The 16812-nt window shown below is 70.6% G+C and carries 16 protein-coding genes and 1 pseudogene; 6 read left to right on the top strand and 11 right to left on the bottom strand.

The genetic code is table 11. The features are described 5' to 3' along the window. Positions 1–6: 6 nt before the first annotated feature. A complete protein-coding gene (locus ACIBK3_RS05840; RefSeq protein ID WP_007383963.1) occupies positions 7–366 on the bottom strand; it encodes an NADH-quinone oxidoreductase subunit A in 360 nt (119 codons plus the stop codon). A 736-nt stretch (positions 367–1102) separates the two neighbouring features. On the opposite strand from ACIBK3_RS05840, the gene ACIBK3_RS05835 reads away from it, so the two are divergent. Then, positions 1103–1939, top strand: a complete 837-nt coding sequence (locus tag ACIBK3_RS05835; RefSeq protein WP_399362321.1) for a C40 family peptidase — start codon at positions 1103–1105, stop codon at positions 1937–1939. A 175-nt stretch (positions 1940–2114) separates the two neighbouring features. Then, positions 2115–2273, top strand: a pseudogene (locus tag ACIBK3_RS05830) (peptide deformylase); the annotation flags it as partial. A gap of 39 nt (positions 2274–2312) precedes the next feature. On the opposite strand, the gene ACIBK3_RS05825 reads toward ACIBK3_RS05830, so the two are convergent. Next, positions 2313–3602 (bottom strand): geranylgeranyl reductase family protein, encoded by a 1290-nt coding sequence (locus ACIBK3_RS05825; protein ID WP_399362319.1) that lies wholly within the window; start codon positions 3600–3602, stop codon positions 2313–2315. A 97-nt stretch (positions 3603–3699) separates the two neighbouring features. On the opposite strand from ACIBK3_RS05825, the gene ACIBK3_RS05820 reads away from it, so the two are divergent. Together ACIBK3_RS05820 and ACIBK3_RS05815 are read left to right on the top strand one after the other, a co-directional pair. Further along, a complete protein-coding gene (locus tag ACIBK3_RS05820; protein WP_399362317.1) occupies positions 3700–4248 on the top strand; it encodes a GNAT family N-acetyltransferase in 549 nt (182 codons plus the stop codon). 110 nt (positions 4249–4358) lie between these two features. After that, positions 4359–4685, top strand: a complete 327-nt coding sequence (locus ACIBK3_RS05815) for a PASTA domain-containing protein (RefSeq protein ID WP_399363924.1) — start codon at positions 4359–4361, stop codon at positions 4683–4685. Between the two features lie 90 nt (positions 4686–4775). Here ACIBK3_RS05815 and ACIBK3_RS05810 read toward each other — a convergent pair whose 3' ends face one another. From ACIBK3_RS05810 to ACIBK3_RS05780, 7 genes are all read right to left on the bottom strand, one after another. Then, positions 4776–5477, bottom strand: a complete 702-nt coding sequence (locus ACIBK3_RS05810) for a demethylmenaquinone methyltransferase (protein ID WP_399362314.1) — start codon at positions 5475–5477, stop codon at positions 4776–4778. 63 nt (positions 5478–5540) lie between these two features. Further along, a complete protein-coding gene (locus tag ACIBK3_RS05805) occupies positions 5541–6056 on the bottom strand; it encodes a hypothetical protein (protein WP_399362312.1) in 516 nt (171 codons plus the stop codon). A 16-nt stretch (positions 6057–6072) separates the two neighbouring features. Continuing rightward, positions 6073–7272: a cyclic dehypoxanthinyl futalosine synthase gene (gene mqnC / locus ACIBK3_RS05800; RefSeq protein ID WP_399362310.1), complete on the bottom strand. Its 1200-nt coding sequence runs from the start codon at positions 7270–7272 to the stop codon at positions 6073–6075. Positions 7273–7345: 73 nt separating this feature from the next. After that, positions 7346–8278 (bottom strand): prepilin peptidase, encoded by a 933-nt coding sequence (locus ACIBK3_RS05795; protein WP_399362308.1) that lies wholly within the window; start codon positions 8276–8278, stop codon positions 7346–7348. Then, positions 8278–8418 (bottom strand): hypothetical protein, encoded by a 141-nt coding sequence (locus ACIBK3_RS05790; protein ID WP_399362306.1) that lies wholly within the window; start codon positions 8416–8418, stop codon positions 8278–8280. Before ACIBK3_RS05790 ends, ACIBK3_RS05795 begins: the two co-directional genes overlap by 1 nt. A 7-nt stretch (positions 8419–8425) precedes the next feature. After that, positions 8426–10258, bottom strand: coding sequence for a serine/threonine-protein kinase (locus ACIBK3_RS05785; protein WP_399362303.1), 1833 nt, complete (start codon positions 10256–10258; stop codon positions 8426–8428). Between the two features lie 112 nt (positions 10259–10370). After that, positions 10371–11219, bottom strand: a complete 849-nt coding sequence (locus ACIBK3_RS05780) for a menaquinone biosynthetic enzyme MqnA/MqnD family protein (RefSeq protein WP_399362301.1) — start codon at positions 11217–11219, stop codon at positions 10371–10373. Positions 11220–11507: 288 nt separating this feature from the next. On the opposite strand from ACIBK3_RS05780, the gene ACIBK3_RS05775 reads away from it, so the two are divergent. Further along, entirely contained in the window at positions 11508–11711 is a 204-nt protein-coding gene (locus tag ACIBK3_RS05775; RefSeq protein WP_003992177.1) for a cold-shock protein, read from the top strand. A gap of 218 nt (positions 11712–11929) precedes the next feature. Beyond that, positions 11930–12646, top strand: coding sequence for a methyltransferase domain-containing protein (locus ACIBK3_RS05770; protein ID WP_399362299.1), 717 nt, complete (start codon positions 11930–11932; stop codon positions 12644–12646). A 5-nt stretch (positions 12647–12651) separates the two neighbouring features. Here the strand turns inward: ACIBK3_RS05770 and kstD are convergent, their stop codons facing one another. After that, positions 12652–14373 (bottom strand): 3-oxosteroid 1-dehydrogenase, encoded by a 1722-nt coding sequence (gene kstD, locus ACIBK3_RS05765; RefSeq protein ID WP_399363922.1) that lies wholly within the window; start codon positions 14371–14373, stop codon positions 12652–12654. A gap of 295 nt (positions 14374–14668) precedes the next feature. Then, the gene (locus ACIBK3_RS05760; protein WP_399362297.1) at positions 14669–16579 is read right to left on the bottom strand and encodes an AMP-dependent synthetase/ligase; all 1911 of its coding nucleotides are present in this window, start codon (positions 16577–16579) and stop codon (positions 14669–14671) included. Positions 16580–16812: the final 233 nt, after the last annotated feature.

The following is a 16812-nucleotide window of genomic DNA, read 5'->3' as shown; positions in this document are numbered from 1 at the left end:
GGCCCCTCAGTCCCATTCCAGGCCGCCGCGCCGCCATACGTACGCGTACGCGACGAAGACGGTGAGCACGAAGAGCAGCATCTCCACGAGCCCGAAGACACCCAGGGCGTCGAAGGTGACGGCCCAGGGGTAGAGGAAGACGATCTCGATGTCGAAGACGATGAAGAGCATCGCCGTCAGGTAGTACTTGATGGGGAAGCGCCCGCCGCCGGCCGGCGTGGGGGTCGGCTCGATACCGCACTCGTAGGCCTCGAGCTTGGCGCGGTTGTATCGCTTCGGACCGATCAGCGTGGCCATGACCACGGAGAAGATCGCAAAGCCTGCCCCGAGGGCTCCCAGTACGAGGATGGGCGCATACGCGTTCACCGCTCCTCGCTCCTCTCAGTCGGCACTGACTGCTGGCGATGGCGTCGGACTCACATCCACCTCACAGGCCCCACGAACCCCGCCTGTCCTGGCGAAGATCGAGAACATGTGAAGCAGGTCACAAGCCCAACTGATGCGCATCTTATGCCCGCCGGTCTGTGATCTGCGACACGGGGTATTACCCAAGCTTTGTGATCTCCACCACCCGGCGAAGGATCATGAGCGCGGATGGGCGGTGATCTTCACACGAGATGCATCCGAGTGATCACAAGAGGTGACATTTCCGCTCGTCGGTGCAGTTCGAGAGGGGCCTCTCCATATCAAGAGGCTTCCCTTGCATGCAAATTGGCGCTGGACGGGAGCGGTTGATAGGGGCTCCGTTCACACCTCAGAGCGAGGGGTTGCGGGGGTGTGGATGTGTGCACGCGTTCACGAGCGGCTCCCGGGTCGTGACCCGCCCGCAACCGGTCCGTGACCCACGCGCGAGACGCGGCCGCCCTTGTGACCGTTGCGTGACCTCCGCCACATCCACGGGAGGCGCCCGAGAGGGAGGCTTGGCCATCGACCGCAACAGGTGGTACGCGCAGGGCAATTCGGGCGTAACAGCGAAAGGCCATGATCACAGGCTTGATCACCTGCGTCCGCAATGTCCGTTACGGCGTCAATAAAGGGCGGCAGGCACGGCTTTCAGGGGCTCGATTGAACAACTGTGGCGCAGCACACGTTTCTTGAAGGTATGGAGGAGTCCCTGATACCGGTTGTTCTCATGTCCCACACCGCTCACATACGCAGCCACCGGAAACCCCGCCGCAGCGCGTCGAAAATCGCGATGCGGGCCGGAGTTGCCGGTGGCGTCCTCGGCACCCTGGCCGTTGCCGGGGCGTCCGGCGCGGCGAACGCCGCCGAGCCGGTGACGCAGACCCTTGAACTGCCCACCCTGACGGCCGACCTGGGTACCCAGATCGCCGAGTCCGCAGACGCCACCCAGCAGGCGGCGGCGAACTACCAGCTGCAGGCCGAGCGCGACGCGGCCGCCGCAAAGGCCGCGAAGCAGGCCAAGGCGGACCTCGCGGAGGCGAAGCAGAAGGCCGAGGCCAAGAAGAAGGCCGCCCAGGAGGCCGCTCGGCAGGAGGCTGCCGAGCGCGCGAACCGCAGCAGCGAGCGGACCACGCTGTCCGCCTCGGCGTCCACGTCCACGTCGACCTCCGCTCCCGCCAGTGGCAGCGTCGCGACGGTCGTCGCCTTCCTCAAGGCACAGGTGGGTGACGCCTACGTGATGGGCGGCACCGGCCCCAACGCGTGGGACTGCTCCGGCCTCGTCCAGGCCGCGTTCAAGCAGGTGGGTGTGGACCTGCCGCGCGTCTCGCAGGACCAGTCGATGGCCGGCACCGACGTCTCGCTGTCCAACCTCCAGGTGGGCGACATCCTGTACTGGGGTGGCAAGGGGTCCGCGTATCATGTGGGCGTCTACATCGGCGACGGGCAGTACCTGGACGCGGCCAACCCGTCCAAGGGTGTCGTCATCCAGGATCTGTCCGGCTACCCGGCGTCGGGCGCGGTGCGGGTGCTCTGACACCAGGCACCACCGGAAGACTCCGCACCGAGGGGCCGCAGCCGCGAAGGCAGCGGCCCTTCAGCACACCTCAACGCCCTCTCGGCGCACTCCGGGTCCCTCGGGGTGCCCCGGCACCTCTACACGCCTTCTGTCCGCTCTCGGTCTCCCTCGGCGCACCCGCGCCACCGCCAGCACGGGTTACTTCGCGCGCTGCCTCGCCCATGAGACGGACCACACCGACGGTCACCTGCGCCTGGACCGGCTGTCGAAGCGGGAGCGGAAACAAGCGCTGCGGCAGGTGGCGGACCGGCGGGAGGACGCGCTCACCCGCCGGGCCGCCGACGCGGCGGCGCTCACCACCCGGTGCCGCGGCAGGCACCAGTCACGCCGGTCAGGCCTTCGGTGCCACCTTGCTGAGCCCGTTGATGATGCGGTCCATCGCGTCGCCGCCCGTCGGGTCGGTCAGGTTGGCGAGCATTTTCAGGGTGAACTTCATCAGGACGGGGTGGGTCAGGCCGCGCTGGGCCGCGATCTTCATGACCTTCGGGTTGCCGATGAGCTTCACGAAGGCGCGGCCCAGCGTGTAGTAGCCGCCATAGGTGTCCTTGAGCACGCGCGGGTAGCGCTGGAGGGCCAGCTCGCGCCCCGCGGGTGTGGAGCGGGCGTGCGCCTGGACGATGACGTCGGCGGCGATCTGGCCGGACTCCATGGCGTAGGCGATGCCCTCGCCGTTGAAGGGGTTCACCAGGCCGCCGGCGTCACCGACCAGCAGCAGACCGCGGGTGTAGTGCGGTTGGCGGTTGAAGGCCATCGGGAGGGCCGCGCCGCGGATCGGACCCGTCATGTTGTCCGGGGTGTAGCCCCAGTCCTCGGGCATCGACGCGCACCAGGCCTTCAACACCTCGCGCCAGTCCAGCTCCTTGAAGGAGTCGGAGGTGTTCAGGACACCCAGGCCGACGTTCGACGTGCCGTCGCCCATGCCGAAGATCCAGCCGTAGCCGGGGAGGAGGCGGTCCTCGGCCCCGCGGCGGTCCCAGAGTTCCAGCCAGGACTCCAGGTAGTCGTCCTCGTGGCGCGGGGAGGTGAAGTACGTACGGACCGCGACGCCCATCGGGCGGTCCTCGCGGCGGTGCAGGCCCATCGCCAGGGACAGGCGGGTGGAGTTGCCGTCGGCGGCCACGACCAGGGGTGCGTGGAAGGTGACCTCGCGCTTCTCACCCACGTCGCCGAGCTTGGCGTTGACGCCGGTGATCCGGCCCGTGCGGTCGTCGACGATCGGGGCGCCGACGTTGCAGCGCTCGTACAGCCGGGCGCCCGCCTTCTGCGCCTGGCGGGCGAGTTGCTCGTCGAAGTCGTCGCGCTTGCGGACGAGGCCGTAGTCCGGGAAGGAGGCGAGATCCGGCCAGTCCAGCTGCAGCCGCACACCTCCGCCGATGATCCTCAGGCCCTTGTTGCGCAGCCAGCCGGCCTCCTCGGAGATGTCGATGCCCATCGCCACCAGTTGCTTGACCGCGCGCGGGGTGAGGCCGTCGCCGCACACCTTCTCGCGCGGGAACTCGGTCTTCTCCAGCAGGAGGACGTCGAGTCCGGCCTTGGCGAGGTGGTACGCGGTGGTGGAGCCGGCTGGCCCGGCGCCGACGACGATCACATCGGCGGTGTTTTCGGAGAGGGGCTCGGTCACGGCGGGATCTCCCCAAGTTCGGAATCTGCGTGCCGACCGGCACTGGACATGGGCAGTCTATTCAGCAGAATCGATCACCCGGCTGAAGGGCTGCCCAGTGAACCGAGCTCTCCCCGTAGTACGGTTGCGCGTCCCGACCGACGAGGACGCCGTGGCCTGGCACCGGGCCTTCGCCCACCCTGATGTCATGGAGTTCCACGGCGGCAGGATCGCGGAACTCTCGGTCTACGAGGAACTCACCGCCCGCCAGCGCCGGCACGACGCCGAGCGGGGCTTCTGCCTGTGGACCATGCTCGACGAATCCGGGCAGGTCATCGGCTTCACCGGGGCCCAGCCGTGGGAGCGGACCTGGGGTCCCAAGGGCGAGATCGAGATCGGCTGGCGGCTCGGGCGGGAGTACTGGGGCCGGGGGTACGCGACCGCTGCGGCGCAGACCACGCTGGAACGGGTCACGGCGGCGGGCGTACCGAGCGTGGTCGCCATGGTCGACGCGCGCAACACCCGGTCCGTCGCGGTGACCAAGCGGCTGGGCATGCGCCTGGCCGAGGTGTTCCGGACTTCGGCGGCGCCCCAGCGGGAGGGGCACTGCTACCGGCTCGACCTGAAGCAGTCGGCGGCCGCCGGAACAGACGGTCACTTTAAGTAATCGACTGTCACAGAAAGACACTCGACGCTTCCGGGCGGCACCGGGGCGGGGTTACCCTGCCAGTACCGCTGGGGGTGACATCTGTGCATATAACACCCAAATCGCCCGAGGTGCGAGTGCCGAAGCTCGTCGGACTGATGGCCATGGACGCCCGTGAGGCAGCCACGTCGGGCGGCGTTCTCCTCGCCGCGCCCGACCGCCCCGATTTCCCTCGCACCATCGTCGACTACGTCGTACGGCAGTACCCGCCCCCCGGAGCCGAGGTGCCGCGCGGCGCTGTGGTCACCGTGTGGTTCGACTTCGGCGAGGGGGAGGGCGGCGGAGGCGCGGGCGTGCACGAGCCGCGGCTGCCGCGTCCGGGCGGAGGCGGCATGCAGCGCGAGCTCGACGAGCCGGGAGATCCCTACGCCGTGGCCGCGTTCGGCTCGCTGTACTGACTGCTGGCCACTGGCCGGTGGCAGCCACCCGGTGGCAACAACTCAGTGGCTACCACTCAGTGGCTGCCACTCAGCGGATCCCACCGTCGGTTACCGGCCGTCGGCCTTGAAGCCCCGGTGCAGTGCCACGATGCCGCCGGTCAGGTTGCGCCAGGCCACCTTCGACCAGCCGGCCTTCTGCAGTCGCTGGGCGAGTGCGCTCTGGTCGGGCCAGGCGCGGATGGACTCGGCGAGGTAGACGTACGCGTCGGGGTTGGAGGACACCGTGCGCGCGACCGGCGGCAGGGCCCGCATCAGGTACTCGGTGTAGACGGTCCGGAAGGGCGCCCAGGTCGGGTGCGAGAACTCGCAGATCACGACCCGGCCGCCGGGCTTGGTCACCCGGTACATCTCCCGCAGGGCGGCGTCGGTGTCCTGCACATTGCGCAGGCCGAAGGAGATGGTGACGGCGTCGAAGGTGTCGTCCCTGAACGGCAGCCTCGTCGCGTCGCCCGCGGTGAACGGCAGCCAGGTGTGCTTGCGCTTGCCGACCTGGAGCATGCCCAGCGAGAAGTCGCAGGGGACGACGTACGCGCCGGTGCGGGCGAAGGGCAGCGAGGACGTGGCCGTACCGGCGGCCAGGTCCAGGACCTTCTGTGCGGGGCGGGCGTCGACGGCCTTGGCGACCTCCCTGCGCCACACCCGGTCCTGGCCGAGCGAGAGCACGTCGTTCGTCAGGTCGTACCGTTCCGCCACGTCGTCGAACATCGAGGCGACTTCGTGCGGCTGCTTGTTCAGGGAGGCGCGGGTCACGGGCCCATTCTTACAGTCCGGGCGCACGGCTGGAGCCGCGGCTTCTGCTTCGCGGCCGGGCGGCTAGCGGCGCCTGTGCACGAGACGCCCCGCGCACACGGTCGCGATACAGGCGCCGGTCACGTCGAAGACGGCGAGGTCCGCACGGCCGGTGCCGCCGACGCCGCCTCCGCTGCTCCCACCGACGCCGCCTCCGCCGCCGGTGCCGGTGATGTCCGGCCATCGATGGTCCGGCGCGCCGCGGGGCACGACGATGACGTCGTTCCGTGCGGCCGCGGACCGGAGTTCGGGGGTGTCGGCGTGCACCTCCAGCACCGCCGTCGCGCCGAGTTTCAGCACCGCGTGGATGCGCTCGCGTGCGGTCGGCGCGTCCGGGAGCGGTCCCTGGTGGAGGAGGGCGGGACCGAGGACGCCAGGCCAGCGCCGCACCCGGGCGTCCGGGAAGAGCCCCTGGACCTCGGCCAGCGTCCCGGTCCCCACGACCCGGTCGGCCTCCACGGCGACGGCGCCGTCCCGCACCGGCTCCGAGTCGTCGTCCCAGCCGTACCGCAGCTGGTCGGCGGCGTGAATCGTCCGCACGGATACGTCGGATACGTCAGTTGGAGGCGAGCAGCTTCAGCTCCGGGTGAGCCGTGCCGCCCTCGATCGCCGTGGACGAGATGTGGGACATCACGCGCTCGTCGACGGGGTCGTCCGCCGGGTCGTCGTGGACGACGATGTGCTCGTACGTCGTGGTCCGCTGGGCCGGGACCCGGCCCGCCTTGCGGATGAGGTCGATGATCTCCATCCGGTTGGAACGGTGCTTGGCGCCGGCGGAGGAGACCACGTTCTCCTCCAGCATGATCGAGCCGAGGTCGTCCGCGCCGTAGTGCAGCGAGAGCTGGCCGACCTCCTTGCCGGTGGTCAGCCACGAGCCCTGGATGTGGGCGATGTTGTCCATGAACAGCCGCGCGATGGCGATCATCCGCAGGTACTCGAAGAGCGTCGCCTGGGTGCGGCCCTTCAGGTGGTTGTTCTCGGGCTGGTAGGTGTACGGGATGAAGGCGCGGAAGCCACCCGTGCGGTCCTGTACGTCCCGGATCATCCGCAGGTGCTCGATGCGCTCGGCGTTGGTCTCGCCGGTCCCCATCAGCATGGTGGACGTCGACTCCACACCCAGCCCGTGTGCGGTCTCCATGATCTCCAGCCAGCGCTCGCCGGACTCCTTCAGCGGGGCGATGGCCTTGCGGGGCCGCTCGGGCAGCAGCTCGGCGCCGGCGCCGGCGAAGGAGTCGAGGCCCGCGGTGTGGATGCGCGAGATGGCCTCTTCCACCGTCACGCCGGAGATCCGGGCCATGTGCTCGACCTCGCTCGCCCCCAGGCTGTGGATGACCAGCTGCGGGAAGGCCTTCTTGATGGCGGAGAAGTGCTGCTCGTAGTACTCGACGCCGTAGTCCGGGTGGTGGCCGCCCTGGAACATGATCTGCGTCCCGCCGAGCTCGACGGTCTCGGCGCACCGCCGCAGGATGTCGTCGAGATCCCGCGTCCAGCCCTTGGCGGTGTCCTTGGGGGCCGCGTAGAAGGCGCAGAACTTGCACGCCGTGACGCACACGTTCGTGTAGTTGATGTTGCGCTCGATGATGTACGTGGCGATGTGCTCCGTGCCCGCGTACCGACGGCGGCGTACGGCGTCGGCGGCGGCGCCGAGCGCGTGCAGCGGGGCGTCGCGGTAGAGGTCGAGCGCCTCCTCAGGGGTGATGCGTCCGCCTGCCGCGGCGCGGTCGAGCACAGACTGGAGGTCGGCCTTCTCGGTCACCGGGGGCGTCCCTTTCGTCAAGGGTTGTGGACGGACCGAACCAGCCTACGCCAGCGTCTCGTCCACACCGACGTCAGGCCGTGTACGCCCCGATCAGCAGCCCGAGATACGCCCCCGCGATCAGGAACGGCCCGAACGGTACGGCCGTCTTGCGCCCCGCGCGACCCGCGACGACCAGGGCACCGCCGTACAACGCGCCGAACAGGAACCCGGCGAAGGTGCCGAGGAGCACGGTCCCCCAGCCGTACCAGCCCAGGACGGCGCCGGTCCCGAGCGCCAGCTTCACATCGCCGAAGCCCATGCCACCGGGGTTGACGAACCACAGCACGTAGTAGCCGGCGCCGAGTGCGAGGGCGCCCAGCGCGGCGGACGGCCAGTGGCCGGTGTGCTCGGGTACGAGCGTCACCAGCCCGAGCAGCAGGAGCGCCGCGGTGGCGAGCGGCAGCGTCAGCACGTCGGGCAGCCGCCGCACCCGGAAGTCGACAACGGCCAGCAACACCCCGACGGGCGCGAGCAGCAGCCAGACGGCGACCTCGGGCCGGGTACCGGAGGCGGCGGCGAGGCCGGCACACAGGAGGGCGGTGACGAGGGAGAGGAGGGGGGTGCTGGGACCGTACGTACCCGTCGGCGTGCCGGAACCGGAACTGCCAACCGCCGGGCGGCGAACGAAACTGCCGTTCGACGTGCGGGGACCGGAGCTTCCTTTCGACCGGCGGGGACCGGAACCGCCGTTCGGCGTGCGGGGACCGGAGCTTCCTTTCGACCGGCGGGGACCGGAACCGCCGTTCGGCGTGCCGGGACCATACGCGTCCCCCGTCCGGCACTGTCCGCACCGCGCCCGCCCGATCCACCCGCGAGCCGGCCCCCGGAGGGGATGCCCGACCGGGCACCGCTCCCGCCAGTTCTCCTCCTCCGGGACGGAGAAGCGGTAGGCGGCGCGCGGCACCAGCATGCCCGTGGCGGCACCCCACAGCGCGGCGACGGCGATCAGCAAGCCGGTCATCATCACATGGATCCTTCAGCGTCCTCAGCGTCCTTGACGTGCTCAGCGCCCTTGGCGCCCTTGGCGCCCTTGGCGCCCTTGGCGCCCTTGGCGCCCTTGGCGCCCTTGGCGCCCTTGGCGCCCTTGGCGCCCTTGGCGTGCACAGCGTCCTCAGCCGACCTTGGACAGCCGCGCCTCGGGCCGTCCCGACCCCTCGCTGTCGGACTGGTACTCGAGGTCGTCGCCGACCGGCGTGATCCGGACCGTGTGCGCCTCCTGGTTGCACACGCCTCGGTTCCCTTCGGCTCCGACGGCGGACGCGACGACCTGTTTCCCCGTCACCTTCTTCACGGTCAGCACGTCGTCGCAGACACCGCCGAGCACATCCGTGTGCCTGAGGGTGCCCAACTCCTCGCCCACGCCGGCGCGGTGGACGGTCAGCCGGAAGGTGCCCATCGGAAGCGTGCCGTCGAGGGCGACGGCCTGGCCCTCCCAGGTGCCGAGGTAGGCGGTGGGGACGGCGGTCGGGGCACCGGTGTCCGAGTCGCCGCCCGTACTCGTCGACGCGCTCGGCGCCGGCGAGTACGCGGAGCCGGAACCGCCCGAGTCGTCCTGGCCGTTGCCCGGCAGCAGGTCGAACAGGAACGCCGACCCGAGCAGCACCGCGGCCATCGCCCCCGCGATCGCCAGCGCGACCGTGCAGCTCAGTCGGCGCCCCCGCGCACCGGGCCGGCCCTCCGAGGCCGTCGAGACGGAGACGGAGAGCCTGCTTCCGCGCCGGTCGGAGGAAGCGGAGGAGTCCGAGGCACCGGAGGAGACGGAGGCAGAGGAGGGATCGGAGGAGGGTGCCGTGTCGTGCGGAGGCGACGGCTGCGGCTGCGGCTGCGGCTGCGATTGCGGCTGCGGCTCGCGTGGCCCAGGGACGGCGGCGTCCGAAAGTCCCTCCGGAGTCGGCGAACCCGGCGCCCCCATCGCCGGCGGCGGCCCGAACACCCCCGCTCCGGGAAACACCCCCGCTTCGGAAGCCGCTCCAGCCCCCGCGACAGCCCCTGCGTCCCGCACCGCCGGACTGCTGAAGCCCGCCGGTCCCGAAGACGCTTCCCCCTCCCCGGCCTCCAGGTTCAGCAGCGATACGGCACTCCGGCTCACCTGCGCCACCAGCGTCCCCGGCAGCCAGCCGCCCGCCACCAGCCGGGCCGCGCCCTCGGGAGCCAGTCGCCGGGCCACCTCCCCTGGGGTGGGCCGCGCGGCCGGGTCCTTGGCCAGGCATGCCTCGACCAGCTCGCGCAGGTCCCCGGAGAGCGGGCCGAGTTCGGGTTCCTCGTGGACGACCTTGTAGAGGAGGGCGGCGGAGGAGTCGCCGGGGAAGGGGGAGGCGCCGGTCGCGGCGTACGCGAGCACCGCGCCGAAGGAGAAGACGTCCGCCGCCCCCGTCGCGCCCTTGCCCAGTATCTGCTCGGGGGCCATGTAGCCGGGTGAGCCGATGGAGACGCCCGTGGAGGTGAGGGAGGCGGTGCCGTCCGTGGCGCGGGCGATGCCGAAGTCGATGAGCAGGGGGCCGTCGAGGGTCAGGAGGATGTTCGAGGGCTTCACGTCCCGGTGCACCAGAGCCAGTTCGTGCACCGCCGCCAGCGCCTCCGCGAGACCCGCGCCCAGCGCTCGTACGGTAGGGGTCGGCAGCGGGCCGCCGTCCGTGACGGCGGCCGACAGGGACGGTCCGGCCGCGTACGCCGTGGCCACCCACGGCACCGCCGCCTCCGGGTCCGCGTCCAGGACGGGGGCGGTCCAGGCACCGCCGACCCGGCGGGCGGCTGCGACCTCGCGGCGGAAGCGGGCGCGGAACTCCTCGTCCAGCGCGAAGTGCGGGTGCACGATCTTGACGGCGACGGTGCGGCCGCCGGCGCTGCGGCCGAGGTAGACCCTGCCCATAGCGCCGGAGCCCAGCCGGCCGAGCAGCCGGTAGGGCCCCACGGCGGTCGGTTCGTCGACCCCGAGCGGCTGCATGGCGTCCCTCCCCCGCACTCCCCCGTATGACCAGCCCCATGACGGGGACTGTCCACCTGCTCCACCTGCTCCACTGCCTGTCCGGCAGCGTAGTGCGCGATCGTGCCCCGGATCACGGCTCCAGCAGATCGACCTTCACGTCGGCCGGGAAGCCGGTGGTGGGGCCGACGCGGCGGGCGAACTCCGTGACTGCCTCCAGCTGGGGCCCGCCGAAGCGGAAGTCGAGGGTGGTGAAGTACCGCTCCAGGACCTCCTGGTCGAAGGCCTCCCAGCGGGCCGCCTGCTCGGCGACCTTGCCGACCTCGTCGAGGGAGAGGTTGCGGGAGGCGAGGAAGGCCTCGTGGACCTTGCGGGTGATGAAGGGCTCGCGCTCCAGGTAGTCGCGGCGGGCGGCCCAGACCGCGAAGACGAACGGCAGGCCGGTCCACTCCTTCCAGAGCGAGCCGAGGTCGTGGACCTCCAGGCCGAACCGGGGTCCGTCCAGCAGGTTGGCCCGCAGCGCCGCGTCGCCGATGAGTACGGCGGCCTCGGCCTCCTGCATCATCAGGCTCAGGTCGGGCGGGCAGGTGTAGTAGTCGGGCCGGACGCCGTAGCGGTCGGACAGGAGCAGCTGGGCCAGGCGTACGGACGTGCGCGAGGTGGAGCCGAGGGCGACCCGGGCGCCGTCGAGTTGCTCCAGCGGGACCTGCGAGACGATCACGCAGGACATCACCGGGCCGTCGCATCCCACGGCGATGTCCGGGAAGGCGACCAGGTCGTCCGCGTTCTTGAGGAACTCGACGAGGGTGATGGGCCCGATGTCGAGGTCCCCCCGCACCAGCTGCTCGCTGAGCTTCTCCGGGGTGTCCTTGGTGAGCTCGAAGTCGAGGAGGGTGCCGGTTCTCGCGAGCCCCCAGTACAGGGGCAGGCAGTTCAGGAACTGGATGTGGCCGACGCGCGGCCGGGTGCGAGAAATGTCCACATCGCGAGACTAGCCCCCCTGCGGTAGGCTTCCCCCTTCACCCCCGAGGTCAACCACCGAGCGATCTTCAAACATCCGGGTGACGTGATCTTGGCCTCTATTGCTTTCGGCTGCCCGCGTGCTAGGCTCGCCGCAAGTTGCAGTTTGGTTTCCCTTGCAGTACAGAGCCTGCGGAGCATGTGACCGCGGGCTCTCGTCGTTTTCAGACGTATGCAGTTGTGCGGCATTTTGCTTTCACACTTTGCAGGGTTCTGGAGCAGGGCAACCCTTTGGGCCCAAGGAGGGCTTATGGCTACCGGAACCGTGAAGTGGTTCAACGCCGAAAAGGGCTTTGGATTCATCGCCCAGGAAGGCGGCGGCCCCGACGTCTTCGTCCACTACTCCGCGATCAACGCGAGCGGCTTCCGCTCGCTGGAGGAGAACCAGCAGGTTTCCTTCGACGTCACGCAGGGCCCGAAGGGTCCGCAGGCGGAGAATGTCACCCCTGTCTGAGTTCAGAGTTCACGAGCCCAAAGCTCTGATCCGGAACCGATAGCAGTACCCAAGGAGCCCCGTGCCGCAAGGCAACGGGGCTCCTGCCTTTCCCGGGCACCTTCCCGGGCCCGAGCTCGGGCCCGGGAAGGTGCCCGCGCCTGCCCCCGCGCGCCCGCCCCGGCCCTCGCCCCGGCGGGACGGCTCGGTGTCAGTGGCGGCCACTAGGCTCCCCGCCCATGACCGACACGGACACCGGCACAAACACCGACACCGACACCGACTTCCTGACCGCCACCCGCACCTTCTACGACACCGTGGCCGAGGACTACGCCGCCCAGTTCCGGGACGGGCTCGCCGACAGGCCGCTGGACCTGGCCGTGCTCACCGGGTTCGCCGGACTCGTGGCGGCGAACGGGGCCGACGGCGAGGTGGCGGACCTGGGCTGCGGGCCGGGCTGGACGACCGCGCACTTCGCCGCCCTGGGCCTGCCCGTGTTCGGCCTCGACCTGTCGGAGTCGATGGTGGCGATCGCCCGCCGTGAGTACCCGGAATTACGCTTCGAGCAGGGTTCCATGCTGGAGCTGGATCTTCCCGACGGGGTGCTCTCGGGCGTCGTCTCCTTCTACTCGTCCATCCACACCCCGACGGACCGGCTGCCCGGCCTCTTCGCCGAGTTCCTCCGCGTCCTCGCCCCCGGCGGCCATCTCCTCCTCGCCTTCCAGGTCGGCGACCGGCCCCGGCACCTGGACCGCCCCTACGGCCACCCTGTGTCGCTCGACTTCCGGCGCAGGCGGCCGGAGGCCATGGCGGACCTGCTGTCGGCGGCCGGCTTCGCCCTCGTCTCACGGACGGTGCGCGAGGCGGAGGCCGACCTGGGGGAGACGGCCCCGCAGGCGTTCCTGATCGCGAAGAAGCCCACCCAGATCCACCGGAACCGACCAGAACCCGTCTAGACCGCTTACCCGGCGAGGTCCAGCGCCGCGATGTACCCGAAGGTCATCGCCGGGCCGATCGTCGAGCCCGCGCCCGCGTAGCTGTGGCCCATCACGGCGGCGCTGGCGTTCCCGGCCGCGTACAGGCCGGGAATGACCGAGCCGTCGGGGCGCAGGACGCGGGCCCGGGCGTCGGTGCGCAGGCCACCCTTGGTGCCGAGGTCTCCGGGGACGATGCGGAAGGCGTGATACGGGGGCAGCCACAGCGGTGCGAGGCAGGAGTTCGGGAGAACGGCGGGGTCCGTGTAGTAGTGGTCGTACGCGCTGTCGCCGCGGCCGAAGTCGGTGTCGTCACCGTTCGCCGCGAGAGTGTTGAAGCGGCCGACGGTGGCCCGCAGGGCGGGCCCGGGGACGCCGATGGCGGCGGCCAGGGCGTCCAGGGTCCAGGCCTTGTGGGCGGCGCCGGAGGTGTACCAGTCGTCCGGGAACGGGAAGGTCGGCGCCACGTCCCGGAAGAGGTACCGGTTGCGGTAGTTCTGGTCGGTGATCAGCCAGGCCGGGATGTCGGGGTCGGTCGGGTGCCGCTCGTACATGGTGTGGACGACGTCGCTGTAGGGCCCGGCCTCGTTGACGAACCTGCGGCCGGCGGCGTTGACCAGGAGGCCGCCGGGGAGGGTGCGTTCGGCGAGGCAGAAGTACGGCTGGCCGGGGAGCGGGATGGCCGGCCCCCACCAGGCGTCGTCCATGAGGGCGAGATCGGCGCCGAGCCGCTGCCCCGCACGGATGCCGTCGCCGGTGTTCTCCTTGGCGCCGACGGTCCAGTCGGTACCGATGGGCTGCCGCTGGTACTGCGCACGCATCGCCGCGTTGTGCTCGAAGCCGCCGGAGCCGACGACGACTCCGCGGCGGGCGCGGACGAGTCCTGGAGCGCCGCCCCGGGTGACCACCGCACCGGCCGTCACCCCGCCCTCGACGTACAGCTCGGTCAACGGTGTCCCGAGCCACACCGGCACCCCGGCCGCCCGCAGCCCCAGGCGCAGTCCCGCCGCCAGCGACTGCCCCATGGTGAGCGGCCGCTGTCCCAGCACGGCGGCCTTGGTGCCCCGGGCCAGACACTCGGCGGCCACGGCGGCGCCCCGCGCGCTCACGGCGGTCAGCGCCAGCCACTTGTAGTCGGCGCTGAAGACGACCATTCCGGCGGGGACTTCGAGGTACGACGGGTTGAGGTGGGCGAGGTCGGCGCCGAGGAGGTTGCCGTCGAGTTGGTCGGGCTCGATGGAGCGGCCGTTCGGGAGACCGCCGGGAAACTCCGGGTAGTAGTCGCTGTATCCCTCCATCCAGCGGAAACGCAGCGGGCTGTTGGCCATGACGAAGGAGATCATGGCGGGCCCGTGGGCGAGGAAGGCGCGCTGGCGGTCGACGGGGACGTCCGGGCCGACGACGGCGGCGAGGTAGGCGGCGGCCTTGGCGGGCGTGTCCGGGACGCCGGCCGCCAGGATCACCGGATTGTTCGGGATCCAGATCCCGGCACCGGAGCGGGCGGCCGACCCCCCGAAGGTGGCCGCCTTCTCGACCACCACACAGCTCAGCCCCCGTCTGGCAGCCGTGAGCGCGGCGGTCATCCCGGCCGCGCCGGACCCGATGACCACGACGTCGTACGTGCCGAGAAGGGGCAGGTCGGCGGCCCGGGCCCTCTGCTGGACCCCGGCCGTGACGGCGAGCCCGGCCCCGGCGGCACCGGCGAGCAGGTGCCTTCGGGAAGGGCCTCCGGCACGTCTTTGAGGGTCTTCTGCTTGTCTGTCGGTGCCTGCGGTGGACCGAGTGCTCCCCGCGCCTCCCGTAACTCGCGTTCCTCCGGTGCCTCCGGTGCCTCCGGTGCCTCCGGTGCGTCTCGCAGGGTTCGCGCTCGTGGTCATGGCCACTCCAGCCCGCCGGGAACGAATGAAACAGGTGAGGGACGGGAATGTCGCGCGAGGGTCTTGGGAAGTCAAGAGGCGTGCTCTGGGCACAACAGGCTTGGAAACAAGGGGAGTTGAAGCTTCCCTACGAGTACAGCCCTTCCACCTCCTCGCTGAAGTCCCGCATGACGATGTCGCGGCGCAGCTTCATCGACGGGGTCAGGTGGCCCGCTTCTTCTGTGAAGTCGACCGGGAGGATCGTGAAGCGGCGGATGGACTCCGGGCGGGAGACGAGTTTGTTCGCCTCGTCGACCGCCCGCTGGAGCACGGCCCTCAGCTCCTCGTCGTCGACCAGGAGTTCCGCCGGGACCGGGTGTTTGCCGTTCATGCGGCGCCAGTGGGAGACGCCCGCCATGTCAAGGGTGATCAGGGCGGAGATGTAGGGGCGGCGGTCGCCCAGGACGAGGCACTGGGAGATCAGTGGGTGGGAGCGGAGGTAGTTCTCCAGCGGTGCCGGGGCCACGTTCTTGCCGCCCGCCGTGATGAGGATTTCCTTCTTGCGGCCGGTGATCGTGAGGTAGCCCTCGTTGTCGAGGTGGCCGATGTCGCCGGTGGGGAACCAGCCGTCGGGGGAGGCGGGGATCACTCCGCCGCCGTACGGGTCCCAGTAGCCGCGGAACACCTGGTCCCCCATGAGCAGGATCTCGCCGTCCGCCGCGATGCGGACCTTGGTGCCGGGCAGGGGCCAGCCGACCGTGCCCAGGCGGGGCTTGAGCGGTGGTGTGACCGTGGCCGCGCCGGTCGACTCGGTGAGGCCGTAGCCCTCGTAGATCTCCATGCCCGCGCCGGCGTAGAACGCGGCGAGGCGGCTGCCGAGGGGTGAGCCGCCGCAGATGATGTGGCGGACTCTGCCGCCCATGGCGTTGCGGATGCGGCGGTAGACGAGGGAGTCGTAGAAGGCACGGGACGTCTTGAGGGCGGTGCTGGGGCCGGGGCCGGTGCCGGCCTTGCGGGCCTCCAGCGCCTCGCCGTAGCGGACGGCGACGTTCGTCGCGCGGTCGAAGGCGGTCGCCCGGCCGCCGCTCTCCGCCTTGGCGCGCGCGCTGTTGAAGACCTTCTCCAGCATGTAGGGGATGCAGAGGAGGAAGGTCGGGCGGAAGGTGCTGAGTTCGGACACCAGGTCTTCTGCCTTGAGGCTGGGCGCATGGCCCAGCCGGACGCGGGCGCGGACGCAGGCGACCGCCACCATGCGGCCGAAGACGTGGGACATGGGGAGGAAGAGCAGGGTGGCGAGTTCCTCCGACGACTTCGACTTGAAGACGGGGTGAAGGAGCTCGATCGCGTTGTCCACCTCGGCGAGGAAGTTGCCGTGGGTGAGCACGCAGCCCTTGGGGCGGCCGGTGGTGCCGGAGGTGTAGACGACGGTGGCGAGGGTGTCCGGGACCAGCATCCCGCGCCGTACGGCGACCTCCTGGTCGGGCACCTGGTCACCGAGTTCCGCCAGACGGTCCAGGTGGTCCTTCTCGATGATCCACATGTGGCGGAGGTCGGGCATCCGGCTGAGTTCCGGGCCCAGCGCCGACGCCTGGCCGACGTGCTCCGTCACCAGGGCCACCGCGCCGGAGTCCTGGAGGATCCAGCGGGTCTGGAAGACGGAGGAGGTCGGGTAGATCGGCACGGTGACCAGGCCGGCGGCCCACGCGGCGAAGTCGAGGAGGGTCCACTCGTAGATCGTCCGGGCCATGACGGCGATACGGTCGCCGGGCACGAGGCCCTCCGCGATCATGCCTTTCGCCAACGCCAGTACCTGCGCGGCGAACTGGGCCGCCGTCACGTGCTCCCACGTGCCGTCGTCCCTGCGGCGGCTGAGCACCCGGTCCTCGGGGGCCGCGTCCGCGTTGTCGAAGGGCAGGTCGGCCAGCGAGCCGTGAGTCGCCGGCGGGGCGAACGGAGGCACGGACACCTCCCGGACCTCTCCGTCCAGCCGCCGAATCTCCGGTTCCACCAACACGGGCGCGCCGTCGTAGTCGTGGCCGGACGGATAGGAGAGGGACATGGGGCAGCTCCTGAGGCGTGCAGCTCGGTTCCGCTCTGCTGCAAGTGGTACGTGCGGTACGTACCGGGACGTTCACCGGCGGTCGCGACTTACCGGGTTACCGGGGGTTAGGACGGTGATCGTACGGGGCCCTCGTGGAAGGTTCGTGCGGGTTCGGGGGTGGTACGGAGTCAGGCGTGTGCAACCTCGGGGGTTACGTGAGGGATGCTCACGTCGGCCCTGGTCAGGGGCGG

Source organism: Streptomyces sp. NPDC050287 (assembly GCF_044459385.1).
In the GTDB taxonomy this organism is placed as follows: domain Bacteria; phylum Actinomycetota; class Actinomycetes; order Streptomycetales; family Streptomycetaceae; genus Streptomyces.
The sequence above is the reverse complement of the archived record's forward strand: the minus strand, read 5'-3'. Positions and strand labels throughout refer to the sequence as shown.

What these genes read in the sequence shown, in the direction of transcription:
- ACIBK3_RS05835 (WP_399362321.1), top strand. Translation starts at nt 1,103, where the DNA reads ATGGAGGAGTCCCTGATACCGGTTGTTCTCATGTCCCACACCGCTCAC.
- ACIBK3_RS05795 (WP_399362308.1), bottom strand. Translation starts at nt 8,278, where the DNA reads ATGATGACCGGCTTGCTGATCGCCGTCGCCGCGCTGTGGGGTGCCGCC.
- ACIBK3_RS05785 (WP_399362303.1), bottom strand. Translation starts at nt 10,258, where the DNA reads ATGCAGCCGCTCGGGGTCGACGAACCGACCGCCGTGGGGCCCTACCGG.
- ACIBK3_RS05775 (WP_003992177.1), top strand. Translation starts at nt 11,508, where the DNA reads ATGGCTACCGGAACCGTGAAGTGGTTCAACGCCGAAAAGGGCTTTGGA.
- ACIBK3_RS05770 (WP_399362299.1), top strand. Translation starts at nt 11,930, where the DNA reads ATGACCGACACGGACACCGGCACAAACACCGACACCGACACCGACTTC.
- ACIBK3_RS05760 (WP_399362297.1), bottom strand. Translation starts at nt 16,579, where the DNA reads ATGTCCCTCTCCTATCCGTCCGGCCACGACTACGACGGCGCGCCCGTG.